This is a genomic window from Trinickia violacea (assembly GCF_005280735.1).
In the GTDB taxonomy this organism is placed as follows: domain Bacteria; phylum Pseudomonadota; class Gammaproteobacteria; order Burkholderiales; family Burkholderiaceae; genus Trinickia_A; species Trinickia_A violacea.
Genome location: NZ_CP040077.1, coordinates 4,609,713 through 4,634,121, shown reverse-complemented (window position 1 = coordinate 4,634,121; position 24,409 = coordinate 4,609,713). Strand labels below are relative to the sequence as shown.

At 64.3% G+C, this 24,409-nt stretch carries 24 protein-coding genes; 10 read left to right on the top strand and 14 right to left on the bottom strand.

Annotated elements, in window-relative coordinates; translation table 11 throughout:
- Positions 1-30: 30 nt before the first annotated feature.
- From mreD to FAZ95_RS21250, 3 genes are all read right to left on the bottom strand, one after another.
- Positions 31-543: a rod shape-determining protein MreD gene (mreD, locus tag FAZ95_RS21260; protein ID WP_137334247.1), complete on the bottom strand. Its 513-nt coding sequence runs from the start codon at positions 541-543 to the stop codon at positions 31-33.
- A complete protein-coding gene (gene mreC / locus FAZ95_RS21255) occupies positions 540-1,652 on the bottom strand; it encodes a rod shape-determining protein MreC (protein WP_137334246.1) in 1,113 nt (370 codons plus the stop codon). The genes mreD and mreC overlap by 4 nt, the downstream gene beginning before the upstream one ends.
- Before the next feature lie 112 nt (positions 1,653-1,764).
- On the bottom strand, positions 1,765-2,808 hold the full coding sequence (locus FAZ95_RS21250) for a rod shape-determining protein (RefSeq protein WP_136897651.1): 1,044 nt from the start codon (positions 2,806-2,808) through the stop codon (positions 1,765-1,767).
- A gap of 402 nt (positions 2,809-3,210) precedes the next feature.
- On the opposite strand from FAZ95_RS21250, the gene gatC reads away from it, so the two are divergent.
- From gatC to FAZ95_RS21225, 5 genes are all read left to right on the top strand, one after another.
- Positions 3,211-3,510, top strand: a complete 300-nt coding sequence (gene gatC / locus FAZ95_RS21245; RefSeq protein WP_137334245.1) for an Asp-tRNA(Asn)/Glu-tRNA(Gln) amidotransferase subunit GatC — start codon at positions 3,211-3,213, stop codon at positions 3,508-3,510.
- Positions 3,511-3,539: 29 nt separating this feature from the next.
- Entirely contained in the window at positions 3,540-5,030 is a 1,491-nt protein-coding gene (gatA, locus tag FAZ95_RS21240; protein WP_137334244.1) for an Asp-tRNA(Asn)/Glu-tRNA(Gln) amidotransferase subunit GatA, read from the top strand.
- Positions 5,031-5,032: 2 nt separating this feature from the next.
- Positions 5,033-6,502, top strand: a complete 1,470-nt coding sequence (gene gatB / locus FAZ95_RS21235) for an Asp-tRNA(Asn)/Glu-tRNA(Gln) amidotransferase subunit GatB (RefSeq protein WP_137334243.1) — start codon at positions 5,033-5,035, stop codon at positions 6,500-6,502.
- Between the two features lie 174 nt (positions 6,503-6,676).
- Positions 6,677-7,522: a polyphosphate kinase 2 family protein gene (locus FAZ95_RS21230; RefSeq protein WP_137334242.1), complete on the top strand. Its 846-nt coding sequence runs from the start codon at positions 6,677-6,679 to the stop codon at positions 7,520-7,522.
- A gap of 77 nt (positions 7,523-7,599) precedes the next feature.
- Positions 7,600-8,379, top strand: coding sequence for an exodeoxyribonuclease III (locus tag FAZ95_RS21225; RefSeq protein WP_137334241.1), 780 nt, complete (start codon positions 7,600-7,602; stop codon positions 8,377-8,379).
- Between the two features lie 62 nt (positions 8,380-8,441).
- Here FAZ95_RS21225 and FAZ95_RS21220 read toward each other — a convergent pair whose 3' ends face one another.
- The 7 genes from FAZ95_RS21220 to FAZ95_RS21190 form a co-directional block, all read right to left on the bottom strand.
- Entirely contained in the window at positions 8,442-8,957 is a 516-nt protein-coding gene (locus FAZ95_RS21220) for a hypothetical protein (RefSeq protein ID WP_254699758.1), read from the bottom strand.
- Positions 8,954-9,823, bottom strand: a complete 870-nt coding sequence (locus FAZ95_RS21215) for a hypothetical protein (RefSeq protein WP_137334240.1) — start codon at positions 9,821-9,823, stop codon at positions 8,954-8,956. The genes FAZ95_RS21220 and FAZ95_RS21215 overlap by 4 nt, the downstream gene beginning before the upstream one ends.
- Before the next feature lie 193 nt (positions 9,824-10,016).
- Positions 10,017-11,078, bottom strand: a complete 1,062-nt coding sequence (locus FAZ95_RS21210) for a M48 family metallopeptidase (RefSeq protein WP_367871799.1) — start codon at positions 11,076-11,078, stop codon at positions 10,017-10,019.
- On the bottom strand, positions 11,075-12,421 hold the full coding sequence (locus FAZ95_RS21205) for an AmpG family muropeptide MFS transporter (RefSeq protein WP_137334239.1): 1,347 nt from the start codon (positions 12,419-12,421) through the stop codon (positions 11,075-11,077). The genes FAZ95_RS21210 and FAZ95_RS21205 overlap by 4 nt, the downstream gene beginning before the upstream one ends.
- A gap of 16 nt (positions 12,422-12,437) precedes the next feature.
- The gene (metW, locus tag FAZ95_RS21200) at positions 12,438-13,046 is read right to left on the bottom strand and encodes a methionine biosynthesis protein MetW (protein WP_137334238.1); all 609 of its coding nucleotides are present in this window, start codon (positions 13,044-13,046) and stop codon (positions 12,438-12,440) included.
- Entirely contained in the window at positions 13,043-14,188 is a 1,146-nt protein-coding gene (gene metX / locus FAZ95_RS21195; RefSeq protein WP_137334237.1) for a homoserine O-succinyltransferase MetX, read from the bottom strand. The genes metW and metX overlap by 4 nt, the downstream gene beginning before the upstream one ends.
- 309 nt (positions 14,189-14,497) lie before the next feature.
- Positions 14,498-15,448, bottom strand: coding sequence for a LysR substrate-binding domain-containing protein (locus tag FAZ95_RS21190; protein WP_137334236.1), 951 nt, complete (start codon positions 15,446-15,448; stop codon positions 14,498-14,500).
- A gap of 174 nt (positions 15,449-15,622) precedes the next feature.
- Between FAZ95_RS21190 and FAZ95_RS21185 the strand changes: the two genes are divergently transcribed.
- Positions 15,623-16,786, top strand: a complete 1,164-nt coding sequence (locus FAZ95_RS21185) for a M20 aminoacylase family protein (RefSeq protein WP_217497449.1) — start codon at positions 15,623-15,625, stop codon at positions 16,784-16,786.
- A 58-nt stretch (positions 16,787-16,844) separates the two neighbouring features.
- The gene (locus tag FAZ95_RS21180; RefSeq protein ID WP_137334234.1) at positions 16,845-18,191 is read left to right on the top strand and encodes an MFS transporter; all 1,347 of its coding nucleotides are present in this window, start codon (positions 16,845-16,847) and stop codon (positions 18,189-18,191) included.
- 31 nt (positions 18,192-18,222) lie between these two features.
- Here FAZ95_RS21180 and slmA read toward each other — a convergent pair whose 3' ends face one another.
- The 3 genes from slmA to argB all read right to left on the bottom strand — a co-directional run bounded on the left by slmA (position 18,223) and on the right by argB (position 20,662).
- Entirely contained in the window at positions 18,223-18,924 is a 702-nt protein-coding gene (gene slmA / locus FAZ95_RS21175) for a nucleoid occlusion factor SlmA (RefSeq protein WP_137334233.1), read from the bottom strand.
- A complete protein-coding gene (locus FAZ95_RS21170; RefSeq protein ID WP_137334232.1) occupies positions 18,891-19,670 on the bottom strand; it encodes a pyrimidine 5'-nucleotidase in 780 nt (259 codons plus the stop codon). The genes slmA and FAZ95_RS21170 overlap by 34 nt, the downstream gene beginning before the upstream one ends.
- Before the next feature lie 92 nt (positions 19,671-19,762).
- Positions 19,763-20,662: an acetylglutamate kinase gene (argB, locus tag FAZ95_RS21165; RefSeq protein ID WP_137334231.1), complete on the bottom strand. Its 900-nt coding sequence runs from the start codon at positions 20,660-20,662 to the stop codon at positions 19,763-19,765.
- Between the two features lie 209 nt (positions 20,663-20,871).
- Between argB and FAZ95_RS21160 the strand changes: the two genes are divergently transcribed.
- From FAZ95_RS21160 to FAZ95_RS21150, 3 genes are read left to right on the top strand one after another with little or no spacing between them, the layout of a single operon-like run.
- Positions 20,872-21,120, top strand: a complete 249-nt coding sequence (locus FAZ95_RS21160) for a cysteine-rich CWC family protein (RefSeq protein WP_137334230.1) — start codon at positions 20,872-20,874, stop codon at positions 21,118-21,120.
- A gap of 9 nt (positions 21,121-21,129) precedes the next feature.
- Positions 21,130-22,419: an ATP-binding protein gene (locus FAZ95_RS21155; RefSeq protein WP_137334229.1), complete on the top strand. Its 1,290-nt coding sequence runs from the start codon at positions 21,130-21,132 to the stop codon at positions 22,417-22,419.
- Positions 22,416-22,958: a response regulator transcription factor gene (locus tag FAZ95_RS21150; RefSeq protein ID WP_137334228.1), complete on the top strand. Its 543-nt coding sequence runs from the start codon at positions 22,416-22,418 to the stop codon at positions 22,956-22,958. The genes FAZ95_RS21155 and FAZ95_RS21150 overlap by 4 nt, the downstream gene beginning before the upstream one ends.
- A gap of 97 nt (positions 22,959-23,055) precedes the next feature.
- Here FAZ95_RS21150 and hslU read toward each other — a convergent pair whose 3' ends face one another.
- Complete coding sequence (gene hslU / locus FAZ95_RS21145; RefSeq protein WP_137334227.1) at positions 23,056-24,405, bottom strand: ATP-dependent protease ATPase subunit HslU; 1,350 nt, start codon at positions 24,403-24,405, stop codon at positions 23,056-23,058.
- Positions 24,406-24,409 lie beyond the last annotated feature (4 nt).

Below are 24,409 nucleotides of genomic sequence, written 5' to 3'. Positions count from 1 at the left end.
CGATGGAGCACAACATGGCGCGGGGCGTTCTCAGATCGGCCGGGTGTCGTCCGGATCTTCCGGGCGGCGCTGCGGCATCAGGAGCAGCGTGCTCGCGATCGGCCACAGCGCGGCTTCGACGAAGCCGTTGATCAGATAGCCCCAGCCGGGAAACGCGGCGCCCATCAAGAGACGAATCATGAACGGCACGATCTGCGCGCCGACCAGGAGCGGCGCGACGGCGAACATCTGCACGCCGAGCGTCATCCACAGCACGCGCCGGTGAATCGTGATCGCGCCATACGAGAGCAGCGTGTAGGCGAGCGCGTGCTCGCCGAGCAGGCTCGCGTTGTGCACGTCCATCAGGATGCCGAGCAGGAACGCGATGCCCATGCCGACTTTGCGTGGCTGGTGCACGTTCCAGAACAGCAGTACGAGCGCGACGAAGTCGGGCACGGCGACAAGGCGCCCCCACGGCATCAGGTTCAGCAGGAACGCGGCGGCGAGACTGAACGCGATGAAGTACGGATTCACCGGCAGCAAGATGTATTGCGGGCGGTTCATCGCTTGCCTCCCGAGGCGGCCATCGCTTTGTCGGCGGCCGGCGCCTTCGCGTTCTTGTCGGCGGTCTTTTCAGCGATCTTTTCCGGGGCCTTGTCCGCGCTCTTGGCGGGGGTTTTGCCGTCGGTCTTGTCGGCAGGCTTCGCGGCGGTTTTGTCTGCGGCGTTATCGCTCGGCTTGGCCGCAGTTTTGTCGGCGGCTTTCACGGCTTTCTTGCCCTTGGCGTCCTTGCCCGCTGCCGCGGACGCCGCTTCCGGCTCCGCCGGACGCGGCGGCACGTTGCTCTGATAGTGCAGCACGAGGAACTGCTTCGCGCCGCGCACGGTGGCGACCGGCTCGCAGACGACGCGGGCGAACGCGGTATCGGCGAGCTTGTCGACGCGCGCCACCTTCGCCACCGGCAGCCCGGGCGGATAGACGCCGTCGAGGCCGCTCGTCACGAGTTCGTCGCCGGCGAGCACATCGGCGCTGATCGGCACGAAGCGCATTTCGAGCGCCTCGCCCTTCGGCGTGCCGTAGATCACGCTGCGCAGACCGGTGCGCACGACTTGCACCGGCACGGCCTGGTCCTTGTCGGTGAGGAGCGTCACTTCCGACTGCATCGGGTACACGCGCGTGACCTGGCCGACGACACCGTTTTCGTTCACGACCGGCGAACCGTTCTGAACATCCTGATGCGACCCGACGCCGATCACGACTTTCTGCGTGAACGGATCGCTCGTGTCGTACTGGATTTCGGCGGGGACGGCGTGCGTCGTGATCTGCTTGGACAGATCCAAAAGCGCGCGCAGATGCGCATTTTCGGCTTCGAGCCCGGCAACTTGATTCGCTTGCAGCGAGAGCTGCAGGTTGCGCGCGGTGAGCTTCTGGTTTTCCGTGCGCAGCGTGGTGCTGGTGACCGCGAGATCGGCCGCGCCCATGAAGACGTCGCGAGGCACGAGGGCCGCGCGCTGCAGCGGGTAGAGCCCCGCGCCGAGCACGCCGCGCACGATGTCGAGCGTCTTGAACCGCGCATCGGAGACGAGCAGCGCGAGCGCGAGCACGACGAAAAAGACCAGTCGCGCGAGCGCAGACGGGCCTTGCTTGAAAAGAGGCGGCGGACTGTATTCCATGGTCGGCGCCGGGGGCGTGATCGTGTGAGTGAGGCTACTGCGCGCTTAGCTTAGCGCGCGACGGCTCGCCGGCATAACCGTGAGCGCCGCGCTGCCAAGGATGTCACGGGGTTCACTCGTACGAGAAGATGCTGCCGAGCTTGTCCATGCGCTCGAGAGCCATGCCCGAGCCGCGCACGACACACGTCAGCGGGTCTTCGGCGACCAGCACCGGCAAGCCGGTTTCTTCGGCGAGCAGGCGGTCGAGATCGCGCAGGAGTGCGCCGCCGCCCGTCAGCATCATGCCGCGCTCGGCGATGTCGGCGCCCAGTTCCGGCGGGGTTTGTTCGAGCGCGATCTTCACCGACGAGACGATCTGGTTCAGCGGATCGGTCAGCGCTTCGAGGATTTCGTTGCTGGAGATCGTGAAGCTGCGCGGAATGCCTTCCGACAGGTTGCGGCCCTTGACTTCGATTTCCTTGACTTCGGAGCCCGGGAACGCCGAGCCGATTTCCTTCTTGATCGATTCGGCGGTTTGCTCGCCGATCAGCATGCCGTAGTTGCGGCGGATGTAGTTGACGATCGCCTCGTCGAACTTGTCGCCGCCGACGCGCACCGAGCCCTTGTAGACGATGCCGCCGAGCGAGATCACGCCGACTTCGGTCGTGCCGCCGCCGATATCGACGACCATAGAGCCCGTGGCTTCCGACACCGGCAGGCCCGCGCCGATCGCGGCGGCCATCGGCTCTTCGATCAGGTAGACCTGGGAGGCGCCCGCGCCGTGCGCGGCTTCCTTGATCGCGCGGCGCTCGACTTGGGTGGAGCCGCACGGCACGCAGATGATGATGCGCGGCGACGGCGAGAACATCCGCGATTCGTGCGCCATCTTGATGAACTGCTTGATCATCTGCTCGGTGACGGTGAAGTCGGCGATCACGCCGTCCTTCATCGGGCGGATCGCCTCGATGTTGCCCGGCACCTTGCCGAGCATCTGCTTGGCTTCCTTGCCGACTGCCTGAATGGTCTTCTTGCCGTTGGGACCGCCTTCTTGGCGGATGGAGACGACGGACGGTTCGTCGAGAACGACACCCTTGCCACGCATGTAGATGAGCGTGTTGGCCGTGCCGAGGTCAATCGCCAGATCGTTGGAGAAGTAGCTGCGCAAAAAACCGAACATGAAAATCCTGTCTCGCTGGGGGCCGGCTTCGCTTCGTGGGCGCCGCGCGGCAGCGGAAAAAATAACAGCTTCGAGTTCGGGCGTGAGCGGCCGCCACACGAGCACGAAGCTGCAATGAAATCTACCGGGAACCGTGAAAAACCAAGGTGGAATTCTCAGCGCAGTGATCAGTAAACACGCCGAAAGGCCAGGGTAACTGGGCCCGGGTTTGAGTCGAACGCGTAATGATACCTTATAATTTTGTCGTATTTGAAGGTTGCGGGCGGCACTTTTTGCCCTGGTTTTACCCTTGGATTCCTGCTTTTTAAGGGTTCGACCCGGCGCCTGTCATGCTTCGTAACTCCCTGTCGCGGCATCGTTTTTTCCGATGCGCCGCGTCCCACGCTCTTTTCCGGTGACAGCATGGCTTTGACCCTGACCGATGTTAAACGCATCGCGCACCTGGCGCGCCTCGAATTGGCCGACGCCGATGCCGAGCACACGCTGACCCAGCTCAACGAATTCTTCGGGCTCGTCGAGCAGATGCAGGCCGTCGATACGACCGGCATCGCGCCGCTCGCCCATCCGATCGAGCACATCGAAGACGTCGCGCTGCGCTTGCGCGAGGACGCCGTCACCGAGTCGGTCGACCGCGACTCGAATCAGCGTCCGGCGCCCGCGGTGCAGGATGGCCTGTACCTCGTCCCGAAAGTGATCGAATAACCGCATACGTCCTCAGGAAAGCACTCCCAATGCACGCAAAGAGTTTGACCGAGCTGCGCGCGCTCATCACGTCGAAGGAATGTTCGGCCGTCGAGATGGCGCAGCACTATCTGAAGCGAATCGACGCCGCGAACGCGCTCAACGCGTTCATCCAGGTCGATCCTGAACTGACGCTCGCGCAGGCGAAGTCCGCCGACGAACGCATCGCGAAGGGCGACACCGGGGCGCTCGTCGGCCTGCCGATCGCGCACAAGGACGTATTCGTCACGCGCGGCTGGCGTTCCACCGCCGGCTCGAAGATGCTCGAAGGCTACGTGAGCCCGTTCGATGCGACGGTCGTCGAGCGCTTCGCGCGCGCCGGCATGGTGACGCTCGGCAAGACCAACATGGACGAGTTCGCGATGGGCTCGTCGAACGAGAACTCGGCGTTCGGCGCCGTGAAAAATCCTTGGGATACGGCCGCGGTGCCCGGCGGCTCGTCGGGCGGCTCGGCCGCGGCCGTGGCCGCGCGTCTCGCGCCCGCGGCAACCGCCACCGACACCGGCGGCTCGATTCGCCAGCCGGCGTCGTTCTCGGGCGTGACCGGCATCAAGCCCACTTACGGCCGCGTTTCGCGCTACGGGATGATCGCGTTCGCGTCTTCGCTCGACCAGGGCGGCCCGATGGCGCAGAGCGCCGCCGATTGCGCGGCATTGCTCAACGCGATGGCCGGCTTCGACGAGCGCGATTCGACGAGCCTCACGCGCGACGACGAGGACTACACGCGCTATCTCGGCAAGACGTGGTCGGCTGACGGCTCGGACGCGAAGCCGCTCGCGGGCTTGCGCATCGGCTTGCCGAAGGAGTACTTCGGCGCCGGTCTCGCCGACGACGTGCGCGCCGCCGTCGACGCCGCGCTCAAGCAATACGAAGCGCTCGGCGCGACGCTCGTGCCCGTGACGCTGCCGAAGACGGAGCTGTCCATTCCCGTCTACTACGTGATCGCCCCGGCGGAAGCGTCGTCGAACCTCTCGCGCTTCGACGGCGTCCGTTTCGGCCATCGCGCGGCGCAATACCGCGATCTGCTCGACATGTACAAGAAGTCGCGCGCCGAAGGCTTCGGTCACGAAGTGAAGCGCCGCATTCTGGTCGGCACGTATGTGCTCTCGCACGGCTACTACGACGCGTACTACCTGCAGGCGCAGAAGATCCGGCGCATCATCGCGCAGGACTTCGAGGAAGCGTTCAAGTCCTGCGACGTGATCATGGGGCCGGTCGCGCCTTCGGTGGCGTGGGATATCGGCGCGAAGGGCGACGATCCGCTGCAGATGTATCTCGCCGACGTCTACACGCTGTCGATCAGCCTCGCGGGCCTGCCCGGCATGAGCGTGCCGTGCGGCTTCGGCGCGGGCGCGAACGCGAAGCGCCCGGTCGGCTTGCAGATCGTCGGCAACTATTTCAATGAAGCCCGGATGCTGCAGGTCGCCGACGCGTTCCAGCGCGCCACCGACTGGCACAAGCAATCCCCGGCAGGAGTCTGAGTATGGAATGGGAAGTCGTTATCGGTCTCGAGACGCACGCGCAGCTCTCGACGGCCTCGAAGATTTTCTCGGGCGCCTCGACGCAGTTCGGCGCCGAGCCGAACACGCAGGCGTGCCCCGTCGATCTCGCGCTGCCGGGCGTGCTGCCGGTGATGAACAAGGGCGCAGTGGAGCGCGCGATCCGCTTCGGTCTCGCGATCGGCGCGACCGTCGCGTCGCGCAGCATCTTCGCGCGCAAGAATTATTTCTATCCCGATCTGCCGAAGGGCTATCAGATCAGCCAGTACGAGATCCCCGTCGTGCAAGGCGGCCAGATCACGATCCAGGTGCCCGCGAACGACAAGGCCGGCACGGCCGCGTACGAAAAGACCGTCAACCTCACGCGCGCTCACCTCGAAGAAGATGCGGGCAAGTCGCTGCATGAAGACTTCGCGGGCATGACCGGCATCGACTTGAATCGCGCCGGCACACCGCTGCTCGAGATCGTCACCGAGCCGGAAATGCGCAGCGCCGCCGAGGCGGTCGCCTATGCGAAGGCGCTGCATGGGCTCGTCGTGTGGCTCGGCATTTGCGACGGCAACATGCAGGAAGGGTCGTTCCGCTGCGACGCGAACGTGTCGGTGCGTCCGGTCGGACAGAAGGAATTCGGCACGCGCGCGGAGATCAAGAACCTGAACTCGTTCCGCTTCCTCGAAGAAGCGATCCAGTACGAAGTGCGCCGCCAGATCGAGCTGATCGAGGACGGCGGCACCGTCGTGCAGGAAACGCGCCTCTACGATCCGGACAAGCGCGAAACGCGCTCGATGCGCAGCAAGGAAGACGCGCACGATTACCGCTATTTCCCCGATCCCGACCTGATGCCGCTCGTGATCGATGCGGCGTGGATCGAGCGCGTGAAGGGCGAGATGCCCGAGCTGCCTGCGGGCATGCAGAAGCGCTTCGTCGAGCAATACGGCGTGACGCCGTATGACGCCGGCGTGCTGACGTCGAGCAAGGCGATGTCGGCGTACTTCGAAGCGGTCGTTGCGAAGGCGGGCGTGGCTCAGTCGAAGACGGCGGCGAACTGGCTGATGGGCGAAGTGTCGTCGCAGCTGAACCGCGACGGGCTCGACATCGCCGAGTGCCCCGTCTCCGCGGCGCAGCTCGCACTGGTGCTGCAACGGATCGCCGACGGCACGATCTCGAACAAGATCGCGAAGGAAATCTTCCTCGCGATCTGGGACGAGAAAGCTACCGACGAAACCGCCGCCGACCGCATCATCGAAGCCAAGGGCCTGAAGCAGATCTCGGATACCGGCGCGCTCGAAGCGATCATCGATGAAGTGCTCGCCGCGAACCCGAAGTCGGTCGAGGAATTCCGCGCCGGCAAGGAAAAGGCGTTCAACGCGCTGATCGGCCAGGCGATGAAGGCGACCAAGGGCAAGGCCAATCCGCAGCAGGTCAACGAGCTGTTGAAGAAGAAGCTGTCTTGATGGCGTGTTGATCGAAATGAATCGCCGGCTCGCATGAGCCTGCGCGACGGAATAACGGGCTGTTGCCGGACTTGAAACCTGGGCGGCAGCCCGTTTTTGTTTGGATCCACCGATGACGTGACAGGCCATTGCGCGCCGACACGTCTTGGTCAACCCAAAGCATAGGGAGTGCGTATGTCGAAGCAACCGAATCTGGACGACTTCCGCGTTCCGTACGCCGGCAACGGCAACGGCAAGAAGACCGCGAAATTCGCGCTGACCGATTTCGATACTGCGGCGAAGCCGTTTTCGAGCGGATCGAAAGAGGCCGACCGTGAACGCCTGGCGGAGATCGGCAAGCGGCTCGACGAGCTGCAGGAGCGCCTTCACGCGCAGCGCCGCCAGCGCGTGCTGCTCGTGCTGCAGGGCATGGACACGAGCGGCAAGGACGGCACTGTGCGCGCTGTGTTCCACGAAGTCGATCCGCTCGGCTTGCGCATCGTGCCATTCAAGGTGCCGACGCCGCTCGAGCTCGCGCACGACTTCCTGTGGCGCGTGCACGCGAACGCGCCGGCCGCGGGAGAGCTGACGGTCTTCAATCGCAGCCACTACGAAGACGTGCTCGTGCCGCGCGTGCTCAAGCAGATCGACGACGCCCAAACCGAGCGTCGCTACAAGCACATCCGGCAATTCGAAGAACTGCTCGTCGATGCCGGCGCGACGATCATCAAGTGCTTCCTGCATATTTCGAAGGACGAGCAAAAGAGCCGCTTGCAGGCCCGCATCGACGATCCGACGAAGCACTGGAAGTTCGACGTCTCCGACATCGAAGCGCGCAAGTTCTGGGACGCGTATCAAGACGCCTATCGCGACACACTCGCCGCGACCTCGACGGAATATGCGCCGTGGTACGTGATTCCGGCCGATTCGAAAACGCATCGCAACGTGATGATTGCCGAGCTGCTGCTGCGCGAGCTCGAAGGCATGAAGCTCGAATTTCCGCCCGCGAAGGAAGCGCTCAAAGGCGTCAAGGTCGAATGACCGCTACGGCACGGTGCGCCGCGCTGAAGCTGTGCATCGGCCGCACTCCATCCATCGACAAGAACTTAGGGAACACTATGCTGCGTGTGATTACCGCCAATCTGAACGGCATCCGCTCCGCCGCGAAAAAGGGCTTTTTCGAGTGGTTCGGCGAGCAGAAGGCCGACGTGCTTTGCGTTCAGGAATTGAAGTGCTCGCAGGACGACATGACGCCCGAGTTTCTCGCGCCGCACGGCTTCAACGGCTATTTCCAGCATGCGGAGAAAAAGGGCTACAGCGGCGCGGGCGTCTATACGCGCCACGAGCCGGATGACGTGGTGATCGGCTTCGGCAGCGAGGAGTTCGACCCCGAAGGGCGCTATGTAGAAGCGCGGTTCGGGAAGCTGTCGGTGGTGTCTGTGTACGTGCCGTCCGGGTCGAGCGGCGACGATCGCCAACAAGCGAAGTACCGCTTCATGGACGAGTTCATGCCGCACCTCGCGGAGCTCTCCAAGAAGCGGGAAGTGATTCTGTGCGGCGACGTGAACATCGTCCACAAGGAAATCGACATCAAGAACTGGAAGAGCAACCAGAAGAACTCGGGCTGCCTGCCCGAAGAGCGCGCGTGGCTGACCCAGCTCTTCGACGAAGTCGGGTACGTCGACGTGTTCCGTACGCTCGATCAGCGGCCCGAGCAGTACACGTGGTGGAGCAATCGCGGGCAAGCGTATGCGAAGAACGTCGGGTGGCGCATCGACTATCAGATCGCGACGCCGGGCATCGCGGGCAAAGCGAAAAACACGTCGATCTTTCGCGATATCAAGTTCAGCGATCACGCGCCGCTGACCATCGATTACGACCACAAGGTGAAGGGCTGAGGAAGCGGGGGCTTTGCCCCCGTCAAACTGGATATTTGCCCAAGCTTTCTTGGGTTGGCGTGTTAGTCGGTGCGTGGCTTGGCGGCCTTGAACGGCTTGATGACGTACTTTTCGCCGTGCTTCATGCAGTCGCCGGCGACGGCGTGCCACCATTGTTCCGTTTCGAGGTAGGTGCTGCCGTTGATTTCATTCTCGGTTTTAACCGTGTCTCTGCCGAGTTTCAGGGCGCGGTGAACGCCGTTGAAACTGTCTGCTCGGCTCTCGGGGTCTAATGCGCCATCCCAAAGAAGCAGCTCCTCCTCCTCTTTCCAGAGAACCCAAACATTCACGTTTCCGTGTAACCATCGGTAGCCGACGACGCAGAAATGATTGGTTCGATAGTTCTTTTTGTAAGCCGCAACCCCGTTCTTTATGGCGATCAGCGGATCTTTGTAGTATGGATCATCGGATACGACGAATCTCGAGTTGGGTTTTTCGCCAAATCCTTCGGGAAGATCGTCTGCAGCAAAACTCGTCGTGTAGATGAACACGGTTGACACAAATGTCGCAATGAGGCTTGTGGCGCTTGTTCGAGTCATGGTCGTCCTCCTGTCTGAGGTTGTGCTTTCGATAGGAAAGCATCTTTCAACGTATAGAAGTCTTGCCCGCCCTTTGTTGCGAATTTGACAAAATTGTCGCCAGGCGTTTTGGAGTCCTCACGGCGCCAGGCATAGAGACCTGTCGGACAGGGGGCGGCGCTCGTGAGTTCGCCACGCGCTACCGCTAATGTTGTTTGCAAGTAGTCTCGATATTGCTTATTGAGTCTGTGCGTTCCGTCGTTGGCGTTCGTAATCACCTTATCTATTAAATTTTTCTGCTTGAGCGCGATATCTGGGTATTTTTCAAACCCATCGATTTGATTGGGCGCTTTAATCAACGCTTCCAAAGTGGTCGTCTGCTGACCTGCAGCAAAATGGCGAGCACCGAGCTTGAGACGATTTCTCAACACAACGACCATCCATTGCATTGCTTCTCGCGCCTCGTTCAGGCTGACGAAACGTGGACTTTCCGGCCCCGCATTTTCCGAAATCAACATCCGCGCCAACACCCCCGTTTCAGTCATCGCAGGCGGCAGTTCAAGTTTCGGAAGTATCTGCACGGCAAGCGGCGGCGTGTCTAAATCGCGGCGCAGCGGATGACCGCGTTCATCGCTGACGCAGGCTTCGACGTGGGCAATTTGGTTGCATGAAACACCGCACTCACCGACTTCCAGCCTCAGACGTTGCTCGGTGTTTCCGTGGTTGACACTGACGGGCACGATCCGTACCGAGGGATGGGTGCTCATCAGAACCAGATGTCTGCGGTTCGGCCCCAATCCGGAGACTTTAAACGGGAGCCCGTTGCCCGCGACCAGCGTGATTTGCGCTCCGATGACGGCCCCATCGTTGCGTAGCAATTTAGCCAAGTGGAAACCTCGCCTTTCGAGATAGTGGAGCCTCCACTGTGTCGAGCGGGTTTCGAGATATCCATCAGACAATTCCGATAGGCCGGTTTCTCACTCTTCTTAGGCTGAGCGGGCGTGCAATCGCCAACGCTCCGACAGACGACGAGCGGGACAACTGCACGCGCACGCAGTTTCGCTCCCGTTCGGCCGGCGCCTACTCGCGCGACGCGCGCTGCTTCACCGCAGCGATACCCGCATAGTCGGGCAGCGAATCGACCGGCACGCCCTTCGCCTTCGCGTACAGCACGAGCATGTCGGGCAGGCGCTTCATGATGTCGTGACGCCGCTCCGCGCTGTAGGGATGCACGTAGATGAAGCCCTGCTCCTTGTTCGCGTGCGTCGCGGCGGCGAGCTTGTCCCACAGCGTGATGGCCGCGCGCGGATCGAAGCCCGCGCGCGCGGCGGTGTCGCTGCCGATCACGTCGGCTTCGGTTTCGTCGGTCGGCGTGTAGCGCATCGCGAGAAGCTGCGAGCCGATGCCGAGCGGCGTCGCGCCGAGATCGGCGAGGCCGAAGAGCTGTGGGATCGTCCCCGTACCGAGCTGCCCCGACTGCTGTTCGCCGAGCCTTTCGCGCGCATGTTCGCGCAGCGCATGCGCGATTTCGTGGCCGAACAGCACGCCGAGCTCGTCTTCGTTCAAATGCACGCGATCCAATAGCCCGCTGTAGACGACGATCTTGCCGCCGGGCAGGCAGTACATGCGGATCTCCGTCGAGCGCACCACGTTCACTTCCCACTTCCAGGTCTTCACGCGGTCGTTCCACTTCGCCGCGTACGGCGTCACCTTGGCCGCGATGTCGCGCGCGAGTTTGACACGCGGGTCGGAATCCGGCAGCAGGCGGCCGGTCTGTTCCGCGCCGTGCAGGATGTCGGCGTATTCCTCGCTGGCCTGTTCGTCGAGGACCGGCGACGGAATCAGGTTGCGGAACGTGGTCGCGTTGCCGAAGCGCACCTGGAGGCTGCGGTTCTGTTGATAGATCGCAGCGTCGCTGGCCGTGGCAGGTGCGCTCGGCGGCGCGGCGGGCGGTGCGCTGGCGGGTATTTTCGCGGGTGCCGGCAACACGGGCATGGGCGGCGTGGGCGTGGCCAAGGACGGGCTCACGGGCGTGCTGGATGCCGTTTGCGCGATGGCCGCGACCGGCAAGTTCGCAAGCAGGGTGCCTGCGCAAAGCAACGCCGCCATGCGGCGTAGCGCCGACGAAGCCGTTGCGCTCACGACCGGGCCCTCCAAGGCGCGATCAGCGGCAACAGCAGCATGCCGGGCAGCGCGAGCACGGCGCACACGAGGAAGTAATCGAACCAGCCGATCTTTGCGACGACGAAGCCGCTCGACGCCGAAGCGAGCGTGCGCGGCACCGAGGCCAAGCTCGTGAAGAGCGCGAACTGCGTCGCGGTGTAGCGGGGGTCGGTGGTGCTCGCGATATAGGCCGTGAACGCTGCGAGCGTGAGCCCGGTGGAGAAGGTCTCGAAGCCATAGATCAGCGCGAGTGCGGCCGGCGACGGGCCGATTTTCGCGAGCCACGCGAAGCCGAGCGTCGACACGATCTGCACGACGCCGAAGATCCACAGCCCGCGCGCAATGCCGATCTTCACGAGCCACACGCCGCCGATGATGCCGCCCGCGATGCTCGCCCAGAACGCCGTCGTCTTCGCGATCACGCCGATCTGCGTCTTGTCGAAGCCGATGTCGAGGAAGAACGACGTCGACAGCGTGGTCGCCATCGTGTCGCCGAGCTTGTAGAGGAAGATGAAGCCGAGGATGAGGAGCGCCGTGCGCCAGCCGTCGCGCGCGACGAATTCGGAGAACGGCAGCGCGATCGCCTCGCGCAGATTCTTCGGCGGCGCCCCGTGGATCTCGGGCTCGCGCACGACGAGCGTCATGATCATGCCCGGCAGCATGAATGCCGCGGTCACGGCGAACACGGCGTCCCACGGCAGGTGGTCGGAGAGGATCAGCGCGAGCGAGCCGGGAATCAGCGCGGCGATCTTGTAGGCGTTCACGTGGACCGCGTTGCCGAGCCCCTGCTCGGTGTCGCGCAGCAGCTCGCGGCGGTAGGCGTCGATCACGATGTCCTGGCTCGCGCCGAAGAAGGCGACGAGCGCGGTGAGCGCGGCCACGGTCCAGATCTCGGTGCGCGGCGAGACGAAGCCGAGCGACGCGATCGCACCCGCGACCAGCAATTGCGTGACGAGCATCCAGCCGCGCCGTCGCCCCGGACGCCAGCCCGGCAGGCGCGGCACGTAGCGGTCCATGAGCGGCGCCCAGACGAATTTCCACGTGTACGGGAACTGGATCAGCGCAAAGAGGCCGATTTCCTTGAGATTGACGCCTTCCGAGCGCAGCCACGCCTGCACGAGATAGACGAGCGTAAAGAGCGGCAATCCCGACGTGAAGCCGAGAAAGACGCAAATCAGCATGTGCCGGTTCAGGAACGCCCGCCAGCCCGGATGCGCCTCGTGGGCGCTCAGCGCGGGCGGCTCGTGGTGCTCTGGCGGTTTCCGGTCCTGTTCCTGTCGATTGACCGGCTCTTTTGCCTGCTCGTTTGCCGGATCGGGCATGTCTCGTTTGATGGGGCTACCCTTTCTTGACGCGATAGACCGCAAGACTACCACGCCAGTTAACCCCCCACCTCACCGTCTGACCGCCGTGCAGCACGACGCGGTCCAGAATTTCGATGCCGACTTCCGGCGCGAGCGCCTCGAAGTCCTTGATCGTGAGCACGCGCACGTTCGGCGTGTTGTGCCACTGATAAGGCAGCGATTTCGACACCGGCATGCGTCCCTGCATCACCGACAATCGGTGCGCCCAATAGCCGAAGTTCGGAAACGACACGATGCACTGCTTGCCGACGCGCACCGTCTCGCGCAGGATCGCGGCGGTCTGGTGGATGGTCTGCAGCGTCTGCGACAGGACCGCGAAATCGAAGCTGCCGTCTTCGAAGAGGCGCAGGCCGTCTTCGAGGTTTTGCTGAATCACGTTCACGCCGTTCTTCGCGCACGCGAGCACGCCGGCGTCGTTGATCTCGATTCCGTAGCCCGAGACTTCGAGTTCCTCGGAAAGGAGCTGGAGCAGCGAACCGTCGCCGCAGCCGAGGTCGAGCACGGTCGAGCGCGGCTCGACCCAGCGGGCGATCGCGCGGAAGTCAGAGCGTGCGGTGAGGCTGTCGATAGCGTGCTGGTTCATGCGCCCACCTCCTCGGCGATGCGTTCGTAATAGGCGCGCATCAGGTTGTGATAGCGCGCGTCGTCGAGCAGGAAGGCGTCGTGGCCGTGCGGCGCGTCGATTTCCGCGTAGGTCACCTGCCGCTTGTGGTCGAGCAGCGCCTTCACGATCTCGCGCGAGCGCGCGGGGGCGAAGCGCCAGTCGGTCGAGAAGCTCGCGATCAGATACTTCGCCTTGGTGTGCGCGAGCGCGGCGGTGAGGTCGCCGTCGAACGCTTTGGCCGGATCGAAGTAGTCGAGCGCGCGCGTGATCAGGAGATACGTGTTCGCGTCGAAGTAGTCGGCGAACTTGTCGCCCTGGTAGCGCAGGTACGATTCCACTTCGAATTCGACGTCGAAGTTGAAGTTGTATTCATCCAAAGCGCCTTCGGCGCGACGCAGCGCGCGGCCGAATTTAGCCGCCATGTCGTCGTCGGACAGGTATGTGATGTGGCCGATCATCCGCGCCACGCGCAGGCCGCGCTTCGGCTTCACGCCGTGCGCGTAGTAGTCGCCGCCGTGGAAATCCGGGTCCGACAGGATCGCCGAGCGCGCGACTTCGTTGAACGCGATGTTCTGCGCGGAGAGCTTCGGCGTCGACGCGACCACGATGCAGTGGCCGAGGCGCTCGGGATACATCGTGCTCCACGCGAGCGCCTGCATGCCGCCCAGGCTGCCGCCCATCACGGCCGCGAAGCGCTCGATGCCGAAGGCGTCGGCGACGCGCACCTGCGCGTTCACCCAATCTTCGACCGTCACGACCGGAAAGCTCGCGCCATACGGCTTGCCCGTCGCGGGATTGAGGCTCATCGGGCCGGTCGAGCCGAAGCACGAGCCGAGGTTGTTCACGCCGATCACGAAGAAGCGGTTCGTGTCGAGCGGCTTGCCGGGGCCGACCATGTTGTCCCACCAGCCGACGTTCTTGGGCTCGTCCGCGTAGACGCCCGCGACGTGATGCGACGCGTTCAGCGCGTGGCAGACGAGCACCGCGTTCGAGCGCGCCGCGTTGAGCGTGCCGTAGGTTTCGACCATGAGGTCGTAGCTATCGAGCGAGCTGCCGTTCTGCATCGCGAGCGGCTCGGTGAACTGCATTTTTTGTGGAGCGACGATACCGATCGATTCCATTTATTCCGCCTTCTGACAGGGGCGGCTAAATGGTGTCGGCGTGCGCGAAGGGAGGAAGTGCGCGGCTGACGACCTCTTTAGCCGCATTTATAGTGAACCTCCGCGCACGGATTCGGCTTCGAAGGTTCGCGCGCCCGCAATCGAGTCAGCAAATCGGCGCGCTGTGAAAAACGCTGCAAGCACGCAGCGGATCTCACGACAGACGGCAAAGTATAGCGGAAAAAAAACCGCGGCGACGGCGCGCTCCGCATAGTCCGCATTTCGGCGACGGATACCGCGCGCGGCGCAGCAGACGCGTGCAGCATCGATTCAAAGCAGCAGCTCGATCGAATGAAAGAGCCGCCGCCGCTCCGGATTGTCCGAGCGCGCACCCTCGTCGATCACCTCGCGCAGGCATTCGAGAAAGCACGCCCCGGCGGGGCTCGGCGGCGCGCCCCGCCGCGAGACGACGGAGACGAGCGTCTCGTCGACCGTCTCGCGCAACGGCAGCGCCCACAGGTTCTCCTTGCTGGAGATGACCTCGACGAGCGGCCACGGAAAGATGCTGAGCATGTCGGTGTGCGCGATGAGCCCGAGCACGATCGCGAGTGAATGCGCGAGATGGATCGTGCGCGGCACTTTCATCCCCCGGCGCAGAAAGACGTTCTCCGAAATCGACTCGCGGCTCGCCGGGTCCCAGTTCAGCACCCATTCGGCGTCTTCGAGTTCGAGCAGCGTGCGGCATTGGGCGAGCGGATGATCGCGCCGCGCGACAACGGCCGAGTGCGTCGAAAAGAGCGGCACATTCTGAAACTCCGACTGCGGCGACGCGGGCGGCGGCCGTCCGATCGAGAAGTCGAGGCTGCCGTCGCGCAGGCGTGGCTGCACGACGGCGAGCAGCCCCTCGAAGAATTCGAGCTGGACTTCGGGCATGCGCTCGCGGAAGCGCTTCACCGTCTCCGGCAGGAACGTCAGCGCCACCCACGGCGTGACCCCGATCGACAGCTTCCCGGCGGCGCGGCCTCGCATCGAGTCGAGCTCGGCCTCGGCGCGCGCGAGCTGGCCGAGCACGAGCCGCGCATGAACGACGAGGGCACGGCCGTAGTCGGTGAACGTGATGCCGCTCGTGCCGCGGATCACGAGCGGCGCGCGCAGATCGGCTTCGAGCTCGCGCACCGCCTTGGTCGCGGCAGCCGGCGAGACGCCCAGCGAGCGGGCGGCGGCGCGGATGCTGCCGGTATCGGCGATGGCCGCGAGGGTGGTGAGCTGGTGGAGTTTCATCGGATGAAAACGTCTGTCGCAGGGTGCCGGTGAATGCTGCGTGCCGCCTCGACTTGGCATGCCATGTGGCAACCATGGGTTGCTGCCGCGAAGATTCTACGCCTGCCTCCCAAAAATATCGCTGGCTATGCTGCATCGATGCAAATCATCGACGGAGACAGCACCGTGAACACCATGGCAATCCCGGCCGGCATCGCCGATTTGGAAGACGAAATGATCGCCTTGCGGCGCCAGATCCACGCGCACCCGGAGCTCGCGTACGAGGAGGTCGCGACGGGCGATCTGGTCGCGGAGCGGCTTCAGGAGTGGGGCTACACGGTGCATCGCGGGCTCGGGAAGACCGGCGTGGTGGGGCAACTGAAAGTGGGCAATGGCACGCGGCGCCTGGGCTTGCGCGCCGACATGGACGCGCTGCCGATCCACGAGCAGACCGGCCTGCCGTACGCGAGCAAGCTCCCCGGCAAGATGCACGCGTGCGGCCACGACGGCCACACGGCGATGCTGCTTGCCGCCGCGAAACACCTCGCGCGCGACAAATCGTTCGACGGCACGCTGAACCTGATTTTCCAACCGGCCGAGGAAGGGCTCGCAGGCGCCCAAAAAATGCTCGAAGACGGCCTGTTCGAGCGCTTCCCCTGCGATGCCGTGTTCGCAATGCACAACATGCCGGGACACCCGACCGGCAAGTTCGGCTTCCTGCCGGGCTCGTTCATGGCGTCGTCCGATACCGTGATCGCGAAAGTGACCGGCCGCGGCGGACACGGCGCGGTGCCGCACAAGGCGGTCGATCCGATCGTCGTGTGCGCGCAGATCGTGCTGGCGTTGCAGACGATCGTCTCGCGCAACGTCGCGCCGCTCGACATGGCGATCATCACGGTCGGCGCAATCCACGCGGGCGAGGCGTCGAACGTGATTCCCGACAGCGCGGAAATGCGCCTCTCCGTGCGCGCGTTGAGGCCCGAAGTGCGCGATCTCCTCGAACAGCGCATCACCGAAGTGATTCACGCGCAAGCGGCCGTCTACGGCGCGCGCGCCGAGATCGACTACCAGCGCCGCTATCCGGTGCTCGTCAACGATGCTCGGATGACCGCCTTCGCACGCCAAGTCGCGCTCGACTGGGTCGGCGAGGCCGGCCTGATTCGCGACATGGAGCCGCTCACGGGCAGCGAGGACTTCGCGTTCCTGCTCGAACGCTGCGCGGGCAGCTACCTGATCATCGGCAATGGCGACGGCGAGGGCGGCTGCATGGTCCACAACCCGGGCTACGACTTCAACGACGACTGTCTCGCGACGGGCGCCGCCTACTGGGTGAAGCTCGCCGAGACGTTCCTCGTCTGAGCACAAAATAGTGCCTGAAGCCGCCCGAGCGGCCGGAGCACGATTCATGGAGAGAGACATGGAGTATTCCGCCGCTGACGCGACCGGCCCGCAGAGCGCCGGCGCCGCTCAACCCAAGCGCATCTCGAAGCCGAAGGCGATCGCCGCGATCACGATCGGCAACGGCCTCGAGTTTTTCGACTTCACGATCTACAGCTTCTTCGCGACGATCATCGGCAAGCTGTATTTCCCGGTTCACGGATCGCTCGCGCAATTGATGCTGGCCGTGGGCACGTTCGGCGTCGGCTTCATCATGCGGCCGATCGGCGGCATCGTGCTCGGCGCCTACGCGGACCGCGCAGGCCGCAAAGCGGCCATGAGCCTCACGCTGTGGCTCATGACGCTGGGCTCGGCGATCATCGCATTCGCGCCGACTTACGCGACGATCGGCCTTGCCGCGCCGGCGCTCGTCATCCTCGCGCGGCTGATCCAGGGCTTTGCGATCGGCGGCGAGGTCGGCGCGTCGACCTCGCTTTTGCTCGAATACGGCAGCGATCGCACGCGCGGCTTCTACGGCAGCTGGCAGTTCGTGAGCCAGGGGCTCAACACGGTGTGCGGGTCGCTGCTTGGCGTGGTGCTGGCGGCGAGCCTTTCGACGCCGTCGCTCGAAAGCTGGGGCTGGCGCATTCCGTTCGTGATCGGGATGGCGATGGGGCCGATCGGCACCTATATCCGCCGGCATCTCGACGAGACGCTGCCGGGCGTCGAGACCGGCGATCGCCAGCCGGCAACGAAGCCGGCCGCCGAGCCCGCCGCCCACCCCGCACGCACGATCTTCCGCCACCACGCGGGCGCGATCACGGCGGGCGTCGTGACGACGATCGGCGGCACGGCGGCGAACTACATTGTGCTGTTCTACTTGTCGACCTACGCGATCCGGATGCTGAACATGCCGATGTCGCTCGCGCTGTGGGCATCGTGGACCGCCGCGCTCATGACCGTGATCTGCTCGCCGCTTGCGGGGGCGCTGTCGGACCGCGTCGGCCGCAAGCCGGTGCTGTGGGTGTCGCGCGTGCTGCTCGTGCTGGTGGTCTATCCGGCTTTCATGCTGATCAATGCCTATCCGACCGTGCCCGTGCTGCTTTCCGTGGTCGCCGTTCTCGCGGTGCTGGTCGCGTTCACCGCCGTGCCGAACATCGTGATGTTGCCCGAGCTGTTTCCGCGCGAGATTCGGGCGACCGGGATGTCGGTCGTCTACTGCCTCGGGGTGTCGATTTTCGGCGGCTTCGCGCAGTTCTTCGCGACGTGGCTGATCCAGTTGTCGGGCAATCCGCTTGCCCCCGCGTGGTACTTGATCGGCTGCGGGGCCGTGTCGTTGCTGGCGCTTCCGTTCATCCGCGAGACGGCGGGGCGGCCGATCGACTGACGGTCGACGATGCCGCCCGAGACCTTCGGGACTATTGAAGAATCAGCCGCAGTTGCGCGTCGGCGTGCTCGCCCGGCGCGCGCGCGAAGCCGCTCTTCGTATAGCGGTGCCACCGTCCGAGCACGTAGCTGATGACGAGGCTCGCGCGCACGGCGGGGTCGTAGTCGGTCGGCAGCGGCACCGGGGCCTCGGCCGATTTCTGGTTGGCCTCCATCAGTCCCAGCCGCAGACACTGCTTGAGCGACGCTTCAATGCGCTCGAGCATCTGCGTGACCCGTTCGGCGAGGCGCTCGTGCTCGCCGACGAGCGCCTCGCCCGTCAACACGCGCGTCATGCCGGGATTTTTCGCAGAAAAGTTGAGCAGCATCAAGCCGATCGCACGCGCCTGCAGCACGCCGTTCGGCTCCTTCGCCGTGATCTGATTGACGAGGCCGAAAAAGGTCTCTTCGATGAACTCGATCAGCGCTTCGAACATCTGCGCCTTGCTCGCGAAATGCCGATAGAGCGCGGCTTCCGATACGCCGAGCCGTGCGGCCAGCGCCGCGGTCGTGATCTTTTCGCTTTTGGGGGCTTCCAGCATCGCGGCGAGCGTCTGGAGGATATGGACCCGCCGCTCGCCGGGTTTCAGGCGCGGCGCGCGGGCGCCGGCTGGATGGGTGGCTTCGGAGTGGTCCTGCTGGAACTGCGCGTCTTCGCTATTTACGGCCCCGTCATGCTTTTGAGTCGGCTGCATTTCTGTCGCCCCGATCGAGAACTCAGTCGAAGTGATTTTAGCGAACGAATGCGACGATCGACATAGTGGGGACGACCCGCGCCGGGCTGGCGTGCCGGCGTGCCGTTTGCCTGAGTCGCAGCGGGAAGATGGCCGACGATCCAAACCGTCTTGATCCCCAAGCGCTTGTAGCGTTTCAGGTGTCCACGTGTGTCTTCGACGAGGATCGCGTCGGCCAGCGGCACGTGCGCGTCGCGCATCGTCCGGCGCAGCATCGAGGCGTCGGGTTTCGCGCGCCACGCGCGGCGGTCGCGCATGTGCTCGATGGCGATCACGCGCTCGAACAGGCGCTCGATCGAGAGCTCTCGCAGCACCGCGCGCGCGTAGGCTTCCGGGCCGTTGGTCAGCACCATCTTGCGTCCCGGCAGCGCGGCGACGAGGCGCGCGAGCCCGCGCTCGGCGCGCACCATCGAGGCGAGGTCGGGGAACGTGTGCACTTCTTTCAGGAAGTCGTGCGGATCGATCGGATGATGGCGCGTGAGGCCGAGCAAGGCCGCGCCGTAGCGCTGCGTGTAGTCGGCGCGCAGACGGTTCGCCACCTCGAGCTCGACTTGCAGGGCATCGATGATGTACTGCGTCATTGCTTGACTGATCGCCGGGAAGATCTTGAACGACGCGTGGTGCAGCGTGTTGTCGAGATCGAACAGCCAGACGGGGCCGCCTGTGTTGACGTGCGGCCGGCGCCGCTTGGAGCGAGAGGTGGGCATGGCGGGTGGGGCGGGGCAGAGCGGGATACATGCGCCCGGACAGCAGGCGAAGCACGGCACAATTATGCGCGCCGCGCTTCGCGGAGGCAGGCTCAGTGCGAGCGGATCATCGTGCCGAACGGCTGCTCGGTCAGGATTTCGAGCAGCACCGAGTGCTCGATCCGGCCGTCGATGATGTGCACCGACCGCACGCCGCTCTTCGCGGCGTCGAGCGCGGACGCGATCTTCGGCAGCATGCCGCCCGAGATCGTGCCGTCTGCGAAGAGCGCGTCGATCTCGCGCGCCGACAGATCCGTCAGCAGGGTGCCCGCCTTGTCCATCACGCCGGGGATGTTCGTCATCATCACGAGCTTTTCAGCGTTCAGCACGACAGCGAGCTTGCCCGCGACCAGATCCGCGTTGATGTTGTACGAGAGGCCGTCTTCGCCGAAGCCGATCGGCGAGATGACCGGAATGAACGCGTCGTCCTGCAGCGCGCGCACGACGGCCGGGTTGATCGCCTCGACTTCGCCGACTTGGCCGATGTCGACATATTGGCCGGGGTTGTCGCGGTCCGGCATCATCAGCTTGCGCGCGTGGATCAGGCCGCCGTCCTTGCCCGTGAGGCCCACGGCATGGCCGCCGAAGTGATTGATGAGTGTGACGATGTCTTGCTGCACTTCGCCGCCGAGCACCCATTCGACGACTTCCATCGTCTCTTCGTCGGTGACGCGCATGCCCTGGATGAACGTGCCTTGCTTGCCGATCTTCTTGAGCGCCTGATCGATCTGCGGGCCGCCGCCGTGCACGATAACCGGGTTGATGCCGACCAGCTTCAGCAGGATGACGTCGCGCGCGAAGCCTTGCTTCAGGCGCTCTTCGGTCATTGCGTTGCCGCCGTATTTGATGACCACGGTCTTGCCGTGATACTGGCGAATATACGGCAGCGCTTCCGCGAGAATTTCGGCTTTCAGCGTGGGGGCGATCTGCGAGAGGTCGATGGGCTCGGACATGGCGGCAAGCTCTGACGAAACGAACGGTTGAGACGGGCGAAACAGGGCGAATTGTACAGGACTGGCGCAGCGCAGCACGGTTTTTACCGGTCATCCAAACGCCATAGGACGGCGGTTTTTCCGCCGTTCTCCGGCGAGCCCCGCGAGCCGTGGCATCATGCATTTATCCGCTTGATTCGACTCCGTTTCGATTGTTGTTTCGACGCGTCATGACTCGCTCAGGCTCTTCCTCCCCGGCTCGCTCCGCGCCGCCCGCCGCCGCAAGCGCACGCTGTCCGCGCTGCGGCCGTGCGTTCGATTGCGGCAAGCGCGCCGACCCGTCCGAACCGTTCAACTGCTGGTGCACGTCGATGCCCGCCGTGCCGCTCGAGCGCTTGGTACCCAATATGCGTTGCCTGTGCCCGGAGTGTCTCGCCGAGGCGCTCGTCACGGTGTCCCCGGAGGCGCCGAGCGGTTAAACTGCTGCGATGCACCGAATCACCAACACCGGCCGCGTGAATCTCGGCCACCTGTTCTGGCTGCGTTGCCTGGCGATCATCGGCCAGCTCGTCACCATTGCCGTCGTGCAGATTTTCTTCGGCGTGCATTTGCCGTTGCCGGCGATGCTCATGGTGATCACGCTCGAAGTCGTCTTCAATGCGCTCACCTGGATACGTGTCGCGCGGGCGCGGCCCGAAACCAATTTCGAGCTGCTTGGCCAGTTGTGGGTCGACCTCGGTGCGTTGTCCGCACTGCTTTTTCTCTCGGGCGGCACGACGAATCCGTTCGTCTCGCTCTACCTGCCGTCGCTCGCGATCGCCGCCGCCGTCCTGCCGTGGCACTTGATGATCTGGCTCGCGGCGTTCGCGGTCTGCTGCTACGCGGCGCTCGGGTTCGATTCGATCCCGCTCAACATGGACAACCCCGCCAACCTGTTCGATTACTATCGCGCCGGCATGTGGGTGAACTTCATGGTGAGCGTCGGGCTGATCGCGTGGTTCGTCGCGCGCATGTCGAACGGGCTGCGTCTGCGCGACGCCGCGCTCGCCGAGGCGCAGCAGCATCTCTTGCGCGATGAGCGGGCGGTCGCGCTGGGCGTGCAGGCGGCCACGGTCGCCCACGAAATCGGTACGCCGCTCTCGACCATCGCGATGCTTTCCGAGGAGTTGCGCGACGCGGCTCGTGCCGACAAGGGGCTCGCGCCGTATTCCGCCGATCTGGAGCTGCTCGAACAGCAGATGACGCTCTGCACGTCCGCGCTCGCGCGCTTGCGAAGCCGCGCATCGGTGGCGTCGCATCGGCAAACGCTCGACGAGTGGCTCGAAAGCTTTGCCGCCCAGTGGCGGTTGCGCCATCCGCACGTGAAATTCGAGCGGATCGGCGCCGTGCCCACAGGCGTGTGGCTTGACGACACGGTCGCCGTCAGCCAGATTCTGACCATCCTGCTCGACAACGCCGCGCGCGCGAGCCGCGATCGCGTCACGCTCGCAGCGTCGAGCGCGAATGGCGAAATCGAGTTCGAGGTCTGCGATTCAGGGCCGGGCATTCCGCCGCAGTTGCGCGGCAGGCTCGGCGCGATGCCGGTAGACAGCACGCAAGGCGGCCACGGCGTGGGGCTCTACCTGGCTTTCACGGCTGCAGCGCGGCTGGGCGGCGAGATCGAGCTTGCCGACGGCAAGCCGCGCGGCACGCGGGCGGTGCTTCGTCTGCCTGCAGCCAAAGGGGAGGCAGGCGACGCCGCTCCCGCTTCAACCGGTACGAGGGAGAAAAACACATGAGCGATATGAATTTCCTGGTCATCGACGACGACGAAGTGTTCTCGGGCATCCTGGCCCGAGGGCTGACGCGCCGGGGCTACACGGTTCACACGGCGCCGAATGCCGACGAGGCCATCAAGCTCGCGAACCAGCAGAAGTTCGGGCAGATCACGGTCGATCTGCATTTGGGAGGCGATTCGGGTTTGAATCTCGTGGCGCCGCTGCGCGAATTGCAGCCCGACGCACGGATGCTGATTCTTACCGGCTACGCGAGCATTGCGACGGCCGTGCAGGCGGTGAAGGACGGCGCCGACAACTATCTCGCGAAGCCGGCCAACGTCGAATCGATTCTCGCGGCGTTGCAGACGGAGGCGAGCGCTGCGACGGCCGAGGAGGCCATCGAGCATCCGACGCTGCTCTCCGTCGCGCGGCTCGAGTGGGAGCACATTCAGCGGGCGCTCGCTGAGAACGGCGGCAATATCTCGGCCACGGCGCGTGCGCTGAACATGCATCGGCGCACGCTGCAGCGCAAGCTCTCTAAGCGGCCGGTGAAGCAGTAACGTTTGTTCACGCTTTCGGCGTCGGATAAAAAACGGGCGGTCCTGCGCGATGCAGGCCGCCCGTTTTCTCTTGGTTTCGCGCTTTACGCGCTACTGCTTACAGCACGTAGCGAGACAGATCCTCGCTTTGCGAGACTTCACCCAGTGCGCTATCGACGTATGCCGCATCGATCTTCACCGCTTGGCCCGAGTGATTGCCCGCCGCGAACGATACTTCCTCGAGCAGCTTTTCGATCACCGTGTACAGGCGCCGCGCGCCGATGTTCTCGGTCTTCTCGTTGACCGAGAACGCGATTTCGGCCATCCGGCGGATGCCGTCTTCGGCGAAATCGAGCTGCACGTCTTCGGTCGCGAGCAGCGCCTGGTATTGCTTGACGAGGCTCGCGTCGGTGGCGACGAGAATGGCTTCGAAGTCCTCAACCGACAGCGAATCGAGCTCGACGCGAATCGGAAAGCGCCCTTGCAGCTCGGGGATCAAGTCGCTCGGCTTCGACAGATGGAACGCGCCGCTCGCGATGAAGAGGATGTGGTCCGTTTTCACCGTGCCGTATTTCGTGTTGATCGTCGTGCCTTCGACAAGCGGCAGCAGATCGCGCTGCACGCCCTGGCGGGACACCTCGGGGCCGCCCGCCTCGCTGCGCGAGGCGATCTTGTCGATTTCGTCGAGGAACACGATGCCGTTCTGCTCGACGTTCTGCACGGCCTTCGCCTTCACTTCCTCGTCGTTGAGCATCTTCGATGCTTCTTCGTCTGTGAGCACCTTTAGCGCTTCTTTGACCTTGAGCTTGCGGCGCGTTTTCTTGCCGCCGCCCAGATTCGCGAACATCGAGCGGATTTGCTCGGTCATGTCTTCCATGCCCGGCGGGCCCATGATGTCCATGCCGATTTGCGGCGATTCGACATCGAGCTCGATTTCCTTGTCGTCGAGCGAGCCTTCGCGCAGGCGCTTGCGGAACGTCTGGCGCGTGGCGTTGCCTTCGTCGCCGTGATCGCTCGAAGCCGACGCCGCCGAGCCGAACCCGACCGGACGCGCGCTCGGCAGCAGGATATCGAGGATGCGGTCTTCGGCCTGGTCTTGCGCTTTCGAGCGGACCTTGCGCATTTCCGTCTCGCGCGTCTCCTTGACGGAGATTTCGATCAGGTCGCGCACGATGCTGTCGACGTCGCGCCCCACGTAGCCGACTTCCGTGAACTTGGTCGCTTCGATCTTGATGAACGGCGCGTCGGCGAGCTTCGCGAGACGCCGCGCGATTTCGGTCTTGCCGACGCCCGTCGGCCCGATCATCAGAATGTTTTTCGGCGTGATTTCCTGGCGCAGCGGGTCGGCGACTTGCTGGCGGCGCCACCGGTTGCGCAGCGCGACGGCGACGGCGCGTTTTGCGCGCTTCTGGCCGATGATGTTTTTGTCGAGTTCCGAGACGATCTCGGCGGGGGTCATGGTGCTCATCGTT

Coding starts and splice junctions, on each gene's coding strand:
- FAZ95_RS21170 (WP_137334232.1), bottom strand. CDS start 19,670: ATGCCCACCTCTCGCTCCAAGCGGCGCCGGCCGCACGTCAACACAGGC.
- FAZ95_RS21155 (WP_137334229.1), top strand. CDS start 21,130: ATGCACCGAATCACCAACACCGGCCGCGTGAATCTCGGCCACCTGTTC.
- mreD (WP_137334247.1), bottom strand. CDS start 543: ATGAACCGCCCGCAATACATCTTGCTGCCGGTGAATCCGTACTTCATC.
- FAZ95_RS21185 (WP_217497449.1), top strand. CDS start 15,623: ATGGCAATCCCGGCCGGCATCGCCGATTTGGAAGACGAAATGATCGCC.
- hslU (WP_137334227.1), bottom strand. CDS start 24,405: ATGAGCACCATGACCCCCGCCGAGATCGTCTCGGAACTCGACAAAAAC.
- FAZ95_RS21160 (WP_137334230.1), top strand. CDS start 20,872: ATGACTCGCTCAGGCTCTTCCTCCCCGGCTCGCTCCGCGCCGCCCGCC.
- slmA (WP_137334233.1), bottom strand. CDS start 18,924: ATGCAGCCGACTCAAAAGCATGACGGGGCCGTAAATAGCGAAGACGCG.
- gatB (WP_137334243.1), top strand. CDS start 5,033: ATGGAATGGGAAGTCGTTATCGGTCTCGAGACGCACGCGCAGCTCTCG.
- mreC (WP_137334246.1), bottom strand. CDS start 1,652: ATGGAATACAGTCCGCCGCCTCTTTTCAAGCAAGGCCCGTCTGCGCTC.
- FAZ95_RS21205 (WP_137334239.1), bottom strand. CDS start 12,421: ATGCCCGATCCGGCAAACGAGCAGGCAAAAGAGCCGGTCAATCGACAG.
- FAZ95_RS21180 (WP_137334234.1), top strand. CDS start 16,845: ATGGAGTATTCCGCCGCTGACGCGACCGGCCCGCAGAGCGCCGGCGCC.
- metW (WP_137334238.1), bottom strand. CDS start 13,046: ATGAACCAGCACGCTATCGACAGCCTCACCGCACGCTCTGACTTCCGC.
- FAZ95_RS21190 (WP_137334236.1), bottom strand. CDS start 15,448: ATGAAACTCCACCAGCTCACCACCCTCGCGGCCATCGCCGATACCGGC.
- FAZ95_RS21150 (WP_137334228.1), top strand. CDS start 22,416: ATGAGCGATATGAATTTCCTGGTCATCGACGACGACGAAGTGTTCTCG.
- FAZ95_RS21220 (WP_254699758.1), bottom strand. CDS start 8,957: ATGACTCGAACAAGCGCCACAAGCCTCATTGCGACATTTGTGTCAACC.
- FAZ95_RS21230 (WP_137334242.1), top strand. CDS start 6,677: ATGTCGAAGCAACCGAATCTGGACGACTTCCGCGTTCCGTACGCCGGC.
- FAZ95_RS21225 (WP_137334241.1), top strand. CDS start 7,600: ATGCTGCGTGTGATTACCGCCAATCTGAACGGCATCCGCTCCGCCGCG.
- gatA (WP_137334244.1), top strand. CDS start 3,540: ATGCACGCAAAGAGTTTGACCGAGCTGCGCGCGCTCATCACGTCGAAG.
- gatC (WP_137334245.1), top strand. CDS start 3,211: ATGGCTTTGACCCTGACCGATGTTAAACGCATCGCGCACCTGGCGCGC.
- FAZ95_RS21250 (WP_136897651.1), bottom strand. CDS start 2,808: ATGTTCGGTTTTTTGCGCAGCTACTTCTCCAACGATCTGGCGATTGAC.
- metX (WP_137334237.1), bottom strand. CDS start 14,188: ATGGAATCGATCGGTATCGTCGCTCCACAAAAAATGCAGTTCACCGAG.
- argB (WP_137334231.1), bottom strand. CDS start 20,662: ATGTCCGAGCCCATCGACCTCTCGCAGATCGCCCCCACGCTGAAAGCC.